Here is a 9,834-nt window from a genome sequence, read left to right as displayed (position 1 = left end):
CAACCTGTGAGATGCTAAAATTTATGCAAAGTAAAAACTGCCGGATTTCCCATAAAACCAATGGATTCGGCAGTAACTTTGCATAACTATTAACTTTGCATAACATCGTTTATGGAAAGCTTTCCATAACCGGTGCACCAGCGCGTTTAAAACCGCCTCTCTGACCGCTTCCACCGGATAGTCCGTATGATCTGTCCTTTTTCCTGTATCCGGATCGATAATTGTTTTTATCTTCATATTTTTCCGAACAAACTGGATTGCGCCGTCCAGCATTTCCGGAAGCGTTCCTTCAATTCTCCGATTATCCAAAAAACGCTCCCCCAATATTCCTGTCTCGCCAAGTTCCTTTCCCGGAACCACCACAGCGGTAATGCACAATTGAGGAAAATACGCCTGTGGATAAGGACTGAACAACAGCACTGCGCTCAGAGTCACTTCCCCGTTTCTGGTAATGCTCATCAATTCACAGATTTCTTCATCCGGCAAGCGAGAGAGTTTCGGTTTCCCTTCTCTTATTTTTTCCAGATAAGTTTTCAAGGTCTCCTGATTCAGGGAAGCGAAAGACGCTCTGGGAATTTCCCGGAGATCGTCCTGATATTTTTTACGGAATGCCTCATAGCTGTATATCTCATATTCTGTCATGGGCTCATCACTGTCCCCTACACGGACAAAGGCTCCTTTGATCCTGCCTTGACCGCGATAATAACAGGGGCGGTCTGCCAGGTCCATCCCCGGTATTTCCGCAGCCACAAAGCATTTTCCATCCTTTTCCAGCACAGTAAGCAGAGGGCGCACCACCGGCTCCATCTGCAGGCATTGTTCATTGATCTTTTTCTGTAAATCCTGCGCATCGTAGACGCCCGATTCCTGATAACCGTGTTCTTCGTCCACGCCAAAAATGATGATTCCACCATCGTCCTGGTTGGAAAAGCTCGACAATGTATCGTAAAGGCGTTTCGGGCATCCTTTCCCCGCGCTTTTTAATTCCAGAAATTGAGATTCCCTGACGAAAAAAGCATCCCCCAGCCAAATATGACTGTTGGGATGCTTTTCTTCTTCACTCAAATATCATTACTGCGTCGTTCCCGCCGAGGGATCACCCGTCCCTGCATTGGGATCCGCTCCCGCCGCATTGGGATCTGTTGTGGCCGCATTGGGATCCGTCGTTCCTGCCGCCTGATTTGCGGCGCCGGACATCTCATACTCGCTGGGCACATAGACGCCTCCGGTATGGACTGTACAGGTCGCCGCCTGCAGGTTCGAACTGATTCCATAAGCGGTATCCAGCGTCACTGCTTCCGCCACGCCCTCCTGCATCTCAGGCAGCAGCACCTTCACCTGCGGCACCCGGTTCGGGCACATGGTAGTCGCCAGAAGTCCGGTATCCACGCAGATACTTACGGTTACATGTTTATCGCATACTTCCGTAGGCTGTGTTCCCTCCGCAAAATATTCATTGCGGACAATTCCGGATCTGCCGTCGCTGTCGCAGAGGCCTCCTACGCCCAGTTTTCCGGATTTGGTACAGATCACGCACTGGACAATGCCGGATGGTTTTTCAAAATCCGTGTTTTCCAGATTCTCATGCACTCTGGTCATGACTGCGGACCAGAGACTCTTATGGAAGCTCCGTTCCGAACTGTCCAGATACTGCACATATCCCTGATTATCATATCCTACCCAGATGCCGGCCGTATAATACGGCGTCATGCCTTCAAACCATACGTCGCGGTTATCCGTAGTTGTACCGGATTTTCCGGCTGTAGTCATGCCTTTGATGTTGGCTGCCGGACTGGTTCCTCCCGCCCCGGTCACTACGTCTTTCATGCTGTCGATCAAAAGCCATGCGTTCTCTTCCGAAATCACCTGCCTCGTCTCCGGTTCATTATCCAGGATCACATTGCCGTCATTGTCCACCACTTTGGTATACATTCTGGGCTTGATATACTCTCCGCCGTTGGCGATCGCCGCATATGCCGCCGTCAGTTCCAGGTTGGAAACGCCGTGCGTCAGGCCGCCCAGCGCCAGCGACTGGGTATAATCGTTGTTCGATCCTTCCAGCTCCAGAGAGGTAAAGCCAAAGCGGAGCAGATAATCGATCGCAACCGTGGGGGTCACATCCGTGATGGTCTTAACTGCCACCACGTTGATCGAACGGGTAATCGCTTCCCGGATCGTAGTCCAGCCGCGGTAATTGCCGCTGACATTTCTGACCAGGCGTCCGATCTTCCCGTTTTCCGTATAAGCGAACGGGCCGTCGTACTGTACGGTTCCCGGACCGTATCCCAGTTCCTCAAACGCTGGCGCATATGCTGCCAGTACCTTAAAAGTGGATCCTGGCTGACGCAGGGTATCCGAAGCCCTGTTTAACGTACGGCTGGCGCTCTTCTCGCCGCGTCCGCCGATCATCGCCACCACATTGCCCGTGCTCTGTTCCATGATCACCATGGACGCCTGGGGCTGGATCGTCATCTGACAGCTTTCATATACGGTATCATCCTCGGAGATCCCCAGTGTCGCCACATATTCGTCGATCGCCGCCTGGGCAGATTCCTCATCGTCGAACAACAGATCAAAATCAGGATCTGTCTCCTGGAAATAGCTTACCAGCATCTCCTGGCTGTAATTGGTGCTCTCGCCGCTTTCATCCACCACGCTCAGCGCCCACTCAAGCCCGATCTTTGAGTCTTCCGGGAAGTTTTCCGGATCGGAGAATTCCTCATCCAGAATGGACTGAATATTAGGATCCTGAGTGGTATAAATCTTCAAACCGCTGCTGTAAAGCGCGTTGTATGCCTGCGTCTCCGTGTAGCCTGCCTTCTCCACCAGATCTCTGGTAACCTGATCCGTCACTTCGTCCACAAAATAAGAATAGACGGTACTCTCTGTACTCTGCTCTTCATTATGCTCTGCGATCCTGGAGTATACATCGTCTGCCAGAGCATCCTGGTATTCGCTCTCTGAAATATATCCCTGATCATACATATTCTGAAGCACCAGTTCCCGGCGCTCCGCATTGGCATCCGGGTTGGTAATCGGGTTAAATCCCGATGGATTTTTCGCGATAGCCGCCAGTACCGCCGCCTCCGAAATAGTCAGTTCGCTGACCGATTTCCCAAAATACCGATTAGACGCTGCCTGAACCCCCAGAGAGTTCTGACCCAGATTAATGGTATTCAGGTAGCTCTCCAGGATCTCGTCCTTGGTCATAATCTGTTCCAGCTGGATTGCCAGATACTGCTCCTGGATTTTTCGTTCCACTTTGTCCAGAAAAGTCTCTTCTGACATAAAATCAAACACATTATTTTTCAAAAGCTGCTGGGTGATTGTGCTGGCGCCTTCCATATCCTTAAAGCCGGACGCAAGTCCGCGGACACCTGCCCGGATAATACCCCGGATATCGATTCCGTTATGCTCATAGAAACGCTCATCCTCTATAGCAATAAATGCCTCCTGCACGTGTTTGGGAATATTTGCGATCTTTACATAAGTACGGTTCGTGCCTTCAGCGACCAGTTCCGCTGTCACATTGCCTTCCACATCGTATACCGTAGATTTGTATCCTCTGGGAATCACGCTGGCGCTTGTAATATCCGGTGCGTTCTCGATCACGCCTTTAATGATCCCGATCCCGCCGCACACTCCTGCGACTCCCAATGCAATTACCAGCACCAGAAGCGTCTTCAGGAAAACTACGCCCAGTTTTTTCTTCATCATCTTCTTTTTAGATTTCAGGGCTTTCTGCTTCCTGGAGGTGCTCTTCTTACTGTAATTCATGCGTTAGCCTCCTTTATTCTGTCTATTATAACAAAGATACCTCTGCAAATAAAGAAAAAGTTTTCCCGCCGTCCTGAACTGTCATGAATAATGGCGTCATACGATGAGGATGCCCTGTATCAACAGATTTACTCTGTCAGGAAACATCGCATCCACCGCAGGACGCCATATCATTCTCTTTTTCTATCCCTCTGTTCAGGAATCCCGCAGTACTTCCAGCGCCCGTTCCAGCTGGTTGTCTGTACCCGCGCTTTCATCATATTCCAGAACAATATCCGGCGTAATACCGACTTCGTGAATATTGTTTCCTGCCGGAGTATAATAACGGGACACGGTAATCTTGACTGCCGACCCGTCTTCCAGCCGGAACAAAGACTGAACAATTCCTTTTCCATAAGTCTGTGTGCCAATCAAAGTGCCGACTCCATAATCCTTTATCGCACCGGCAAAGATCTCGGAAGCGCTGGCACTGTTGCCGTTCACAAGAACAGCCATTTCTCCGTCAAAATAATGTTCCGCATCGGAATACTCCGTCTGACGTTCCCCGTATTTATCTTCCGTGTAGACAATAGTCCCCTCCGGAAGCAGCTGATCCAGAATATTGCAGGTTACATCCACCAGACCTCCACCATTATTGCGAAGATCTATGATTAATTTTTCCATCCCCTGGGATTTCAGGTCCTCAAACGCCTCCATAAACTGGTCGTCCGTCAGATCCTCGAATTCGGAGATAGCAATGTAGCCGATCCCGTCTTCCAGCAGCTCATAGTCGACAGTCGGAATCTCAATATTTTTTCTGGTCAACGTCATCTCCAGTATTTCACCGTCTCTGACAATGCCTATATGGACCTCCGTATTCTCTTCACCCTTCAAATCTGTCACTACAAGAGTCAGATCCTGTCCGGTCACTTCCTCTCCTTCTACCTGATAAAGGATATCACCCGGCTGTAATCCGGCTTCTGCCGCCGGAGTGCCTTCAAAAGCCTGCACAACGGTAATAATCCCTGTTGTAACATCCTGGGACAACATGGCGCCGATTCCGCAGTAGCTCCCATATGTGGTCTCCATAAAGCTTTCATATTCTTCCGGGGTGTAATAAGAAGTGTAAATATCTCCCAGCCCTGCCATCAGGCCCTTATAGATACCGTTTTCTACATCTTCATCTTCGTAATCAAACAGGTAATACTGATCAATATACGTCTCCAGTTCCCGGATCTTGGTGTCGACCTTTGCCTCTTCGGATCCGGCCGTTCGTCCCAGTCCCCGAAAATACACGGCCGCGCAGCCGCCAATACTCAGAACCAAAACCGAGAAAAGGATACCGCATGCAAGCCCTTTTCCAAAAGAACTTCCTCTTTTTCGTCCTTCCATTCGCTGTCTCTCCTTCCTTCTCTCTACCATTCTATGTGTCAATCATTGTACATAATTCAAAGGATTCACATAGCTTCCGTTCACAATCACCCCAAAATGCAGATGCGGACCAGTCGAATATCCAGTAGAACCTACCGCCGCAATCGTGTCTCCCTGAGATACCACATCTCCCACCGATACATAGAGTGCCGACGCATGCATATATACGGTAGATATCCCGTTTCCATGAGAGACTACCACGTAATTTCCGGCTGAACTGCTGTAAGTAGCCGTAGTGACTCTTCCTCCTGCCGAGGCTACAATCGCAGAACCGCTGGACGCTCCAATATCAATACCTTTATGGTACGTAGACGCGCCTGCTACCGGAGCGGTTCTGGGGCCAAACGAACTGGTGATCCGATGACTGGCAGGGCAGGGCCACAAGAAACCGGAAGCTCCGCCGTCGCCGTCATCCGCGCTGGCAGCGGCAGCGGCGGCGGCAGCGATCTGATTCTCGATCTGCTCCAACAGCTTTTCCTGTTCTGCCAGCTGCTTCTCATACTCGCTCTGCTCGCCGGACGCAGTCTGAATCTGGGACTGATAAGAAGCGATCTCCTGTGTTTTCGCATCAATCGCGCTGTTCACCGCGCTTTTCTGCTCCTCCACCTCATCCAGCATTTCTTCCTGCTCCGTCTTCTCCTGCTCCAGGTCTTCCTTCTGGGCCTCAATCTGCGCCTGCGTTTCTTTCAGCTTTTCCATCATCTGGCGGTCATACTCCGTCATCTGCATGGCATATTCCGCCCGGTTCATCATATCCGCAAGACTCTTGGATTCCAGAAGCAGGACAAGGAACGACTGATTCCCCTGTTCATATGTATATCGTATGCGCAGTTTCATCATCTCATACTGGTCGGCCGCTTCTGCTTCCGCCTCTTCCAGTTCTGCCGTTTTCACCTGGATTTCTTCTTCTTTACTCTCAATCTGGTCTTCCAGATCCTGGATCTGTGCCGAAAGGGAATTCACCTGGCCGTCCAGCTGAGTAATGTAGGTCTGCAGATCACTTTTAGAATCCTCCAGATCCTGAATTTTATCCTCTACCGTATCAATACTGGATTTGATGGAATCAATCTTATCTTCCGTGTCTTTCTTCTGCTGTTCCAGGTCTTCCGTATCCGCTGTCTCAGTAGCGCGGACGTCCGTATACGCGCCTGTCCATCCAGCCAGGACAGCGCACAAGACCAGTAAAGAAAGGCATCTGAGAAACAGCCGTGCCCGCATAAAAACCTCCACTACACTTTCAGGTGACGTCTCATCGTAAAAATACTTCCAAAAAGGCCAATACCCACACCCAGGATCAGGCCTACCGGAATCAGCACCTGGAATAATTCACCTGCAGGCAGGAACTGCATGACGCCCGTCAGAATATTAAACCGGTCTGCAATATATACCACCAGATGACCATACAGAAAGAACAGTGCGATTAAAGGCAGCGCGGCCCCCACAACCCCGATCACCATGCCTTCGATCAGGAACGGCGCCTTGATAAAGGAATTTTTCGCGCCTATCAGCCGCATGATCGCGATCTCCTCTCTTCTCACCGAAATGCCTATCGCCACCGTATTGCTGATCAAAAATACAGCTACGGCAAGCAGCAGCCCGATCACTGCCACCGAAACATAACTTACCAGACGGTTGAATCCGGTCAGCATGTCAGCGATCATCTCTGACTTGTTCACTTTTCTTACTATATCAATAGACTCCAGATAATCCACCAGATTCTGCTGAAGCGAGACGTCCTTCATATAGATCTCCAGATTCGCGCTGTTGGCAAGCGGGTTGTCGTCCACAAACGCTTCCGCGGCTTCCGGATCTCCCTCGAAATAGATCTCCTGATAGCTTTTCCAGGCCTCTTCCGCAGATACATACACTACTTTGGAAACCTCATCCCGGTCCAGGAGTTCTTCTCCCAGCTCCATAATCTGGTCTTCAGAAGTTCCCTCATTAAACAGAACCGTCACGGCGACGCCTTCTTCCGCTTCCCGGACAAAGTGCTGGAAATTCTCCACAATGCAGAAGAAAATTCCGAACATAAAAATACATGCGGCCATAGTCGCCACTGACGCCAGGGAAAACAGTTTATTTCTCCATATATTTAAAAAGCCTTGTTTAAAGCAATACCCTATCGTACTCAGTCTCATCCGATGTACCCACTTTCTTTCGCGTCTTCCACAATGATCCCTTTCTGCATGCGGATCACCCGCTTCTTCAGAGTATTGACGATCGCCTGGTCATGCGTCACTACCAGAACAGTTGTGCCGCGGGCGTTTATCTCCTCCAGAAGTTTCATGATCTCCCTGGACGTTTTCGGATCCAGATTACCCGTAGGCTCGTCTGCCAGCAGAATATCCGGACTGTTCACCAGCGCGCGCGCAAGCGCCACCCGCTGCTGCTCGCCGCCCGAAAGCTGGCGGGGATATGATTTGTACTTTTCCGCCAGTCCCACCAGCGAGAGCATCGCCGGCACATTTTTCTTAATTTCCCTGGTCGGTGTCACTACGACCCGCTGTGCAAACGCAACATTTTCATAAACATTGCGGTCTTTCAAAAGACGGAAGTCCTGAAACACGCATCCGATCTTTCTCCGGTATTTGGGTATCGCGCGTTTCTTCATCCTCCCCAGATTCACTCCGTTCACGCGGATCACGCCCGACGTAGGCTCCAGTTCTTTCAGCAGGAGCTTGATCAATGTGGATTTTCCGGAGCCGCTGTCCCCCACCACAAATACAAATTCCCCCCGCTCAATATGTAAATTAATTCCGTTGATGGCGGCGACGCCATTGGAATATTCTTTACTGACATTGTCCAGTACTATCATGGAACTCTTTTTTCCACCTTTCTAATAATCCAGTGTCTCCATATACTTCATGTATTTCACGACCATCAGCGCGATCTTGAACGTGATGGCGTCCTCAAATACGCGCAGATCCAGGCCTGTGGATTTCTGCAGTTTATCCAGACGGTAAACCAGCGTGTTTCTGTGAATATACAGCTGTCTGGAAGTCTCCGATACGTTCAGGCTGTTCTCAAAGAACTTATTGATCGTGGTAAGCGTTTCCTCATCAAAGTCATCCGGCGACCTTCCGTCAAAAATTTCCCGGATAAACATCTTGCAGAGCGGAATGGGCAGCTGATAGATCAGTCTGCCGATGCCCAGATCGCTGTACGCATTGATCGCGCGGTCGTCGAAAAAGATCTTGCCCACATCCAGTGCCATGCGCGCTTCCTTGTAAGAGCTGGATACCTCTTTGATCTCGCCCACAATTGTTCCCAGGGCTACGCGGATGTCTTCGCCTTCCTGTTCTACGGCGTCCTTCATATCTTTCGCCACTTTGTACATCTCTTCGTAACCCTCTCCGGGCGCCAGCTCTTTCACCACGATAACGTTCTTCTCGTCTACCGCTGTGACAAAATCTTTGGATTTGGGACCCAGATACGCGCGTACCGTCTCCAGGGCCGCATTTACCCGGTCCCTGTTGCTTTCTATAATAAATACCACACGCCGCACTTCGGTCGCAATATGCAGTTTTTTGGCACGGTTGTAAATATCTACCAGCAAAAGGTTGTCCAGAAGCAGATTCTTGATAAAGTTATCCTTATCAAAACGCTCTTTATAGGCAGTCAGAAGACTGGAAAGCTGGAATGCCGCCAGTTTTCCCACCATGTACACATCGTCGCTGGAACCTTTCGCCAAAAGAATATATTCCAGCTGATTTTCATCAAACACTTTAAAAAACTGATAGCCATGCACTACCTGGCTGTCCGCCGGAGACGCGATAAAAGCCGCCACATCCGACGCGCAGTCCTCCGGCTGCTTCTCCGTGGACGCCAGCGCCTGTCCTTCCATATCCAGAACACAGAGGTCGATTCTGGTGATTTCTTTCAGTCCGTCAATCGTATTTTGGAGTATCTGGTTTGATATCATATTTTTTCTCCTTTACAAAATAATGTTTGTGCAAACTCCCAAAGAAAATATCAGCGAAAAACGGGTGATTTTCCGCAGATACAAAATACCTATGTTATATACTAATGCAAAATAGCAAAAAAAGAAAGAGGGTATTTCAGTTTTTTTATGCACAACCTCTCTCTTTTATTCCTTTTAACGCGTTTATTCCCTTATGCATTATTCATAAAAACCGGAACAATGCTCATAAATCCATTTCGTTCTTCATAGAGTATAACAAAGAATCTGCTACCAGGAGCCTTATCCATGAGTGCCAAAACCAGAATATGGGTCTTCCATATGAAAGAACTGATCTATACAGCCGTCTTTATCGTCCTCGGAATTTTCCTGCTGCTGCTTATGATTTTTATGTTTTCCGGCAGCCCGGAGCAGGAAGCCGAAGCAGAAGTTCCATCCAGATACACGGCAGGCGTCTATACGGCTTCCATGATCCTGGGCGGAAATTCCGTGGAAATCGCAGTCACAGTAGACGAGGATTACATCTCCTCGATCGAATTCCGGCAGCTCGACGAGACCGTCTCCGCCATGTATCCGCTCATGGAGCCGTCTCTGGAGTCATTGTCCGAACAGATCTGCGCATCCCAGTCCCTGGAAAACATCTCCTATTCGGAAGACAGCCAGTACACTTCTCTGATGCTTTTAAGCGCCATACAGACCGCCCTGTCCAAAGCCGAAAACTGAAGCCT

Annotated in this window: 8 protein-coding genes; 1 reads left to right on the top strand and 7 read right to left on the bottom strand. The window is 49.6% G+C overall.

Annotation, left to right across the window (positions count from 1 at the left end):
* Positions 1-21: 21 nt before the first annotated feature.
* The 7 genes from B5F29_RS04475 to B5F29_RS04445 form a co-directional block, all read right to left on the bottom strand.
* A complete protein-coding gene (locus tag B5F29_RS04475; protein WP_242955573.1) occupies positions 22-1,065 on the bottom strand; it encodes an AlbA family DNA-binding domain-containing protein in 1,044 nt (347 codons plus the stop codon).
* Positions 1,066-1,071: 6 nt separating this feature from the next.
* On the bottom strand, positions 1,072-3,777 hold the full coding sequence (locus B5F29_RS04470; RefSeq protein WP_087153459.1) for a transglycosylase domain-containing protein: 2,706 nt from the start codon (positions 3,775-3,777) through the stop codon (positions 1,072-1,074).
* 195 nt (positions 3,778-3,972) lie between these two features.
* Positions 3,973-5,148, bottom strand: a complete 1,176-nt coding sequence (locus B5F29_RS04465; RefSeq protein WP_087153458.1) for a S41 family peptidase — start codon at positions 5,146-5,148, stop codon at positions 3,973-3,975.
* A gap of 42 nt (positions 5,149-5,190) precedes the next feature.
* The gene (locus B5F29_RS04460) at positions 5,191-6,405 is read right to left on the bottom strand and encodes a murein hydrolase activator EnvC family protein (RefSeq protein ID WP_087153457.1); all 1,215 of its coding nucleotides are present in this window, start codon (positions 6,403-6,405) and stop codon (positions 5,191-5,193) included.
* Between the two features lie 11 nt (positions 6,406-6,416).
* Entirely contained in the window at positions 6,417-7,325 is a 909-nt protein-coding gene (gene ftsX, locus B5F29_RS04455) for a permease-like cell division protein FtsX (protein ID WP_087153456.1), read from the bottom strand.
* Positions 7,322-8,002 (bottom strand): cell division ATP-binding protein FtsE, encoded by a 681-nt coding sequence (ftsE, locus tag B5F29_RS04450; protein WP_087153455.1) that lies wholly within the window; start codon positions 8,000-8,002, stop codon positions 7,322-7,324. The genes ftsX and ftsE overlap by 4 nt, the downstream gene beginning before the upstream one ends.
* Positions 8,003-8,023: 21 nt before the next feature.
* Complete coding sequence (locus tag B5F29_RS04445) at positions 8,024-9,109, bottom strand: PucR family transcriptional regulator (RefSeq protein ID WP_087153454.1); 1,086 nt, start codon at positions 9,107-9,109, stop codon at positions 8,024-8,026.
* A gap of 285 nt (positions 9,110-9,394) precedes the next feature.
* Between B5F29_RS04445 and B5F29_RS04440 the strand changes: the two genes are divergently transcribed.
* A complete protein-coding gene (locus tag B5F29_RS04440) occupies positions 9,395-9,829 on the top strand; it encodes a hypothetical protein (protein WP_087153453.1) in 435 nt (144 codons plus the stop codon).
* Positions 9,830-9,834: the final 5 nt, after the last annotated feature.

Source organism: Lachnoclostridium sp. An196, from assembly GCF_002160135.1.
GTDB classification, from domain to species: domain Bacteria; phylum Bacillota; class Clostridia; order Lachnospirales; family Lachnospiraceae; genus Hominiventricola; species Hominiventricola avistercoris.
This window is presented reverse-complemented; position numbering and strand designations above follow the sequence as displayed.

Bases quoted from the DNA above. Each gene is read 5' to 3' on its own strand.
- B5F29_RS04460 (WP_087153457.1), bottom strand. From the start codon at position 6,405: ATGCGGGCACGGCTGTTTCTCAGATGCCTTTCTTTACTGGTCTTGTGC.
- B5F29_RS04445 (WP_087153454.1), bottom strand. From the start codon at position 9,109: ATGATATCAAACCAGATACTCCAAAATACGATTGACGGACTGAAAGAA.
- B5F29_RS04470 (WP_087153459.1), bottom strand. From the start codon at position 3,777: ATGAATTACAGTAAGAAGAGCACCTCCAGGAAGCAGAAAGCCCTGAAA.
- ftsX (WP_087153456.1), bottom strand. From the start codon at position 7,325: ATGAGACTGAGTACGATAGGGTATTGCTTTAAACAAGGCTTTTTAAAT.
- B5F29_RS04465 (WP_087153458.1), bottom strand. From the start codon at position 5,148: ATGGAAGGACGAAAAAGAGGAAGTTCTTTTGGAAAAGGGCTTGCATGC.
- B5F29_RS04440 (WP_087153453.1), top strand. From the start codon at position 9,395: ATGAGTGCCAAAACCAGAATATGGGTCTTCCATATGAAAGAACTGATC.
- ftsE (WP_087153455.1), bottom strand. From the start codon at position 8,002: ATGATAGTACTGGACAATGTCAGTAAAGAATATTCCAATGGCGTCGCC.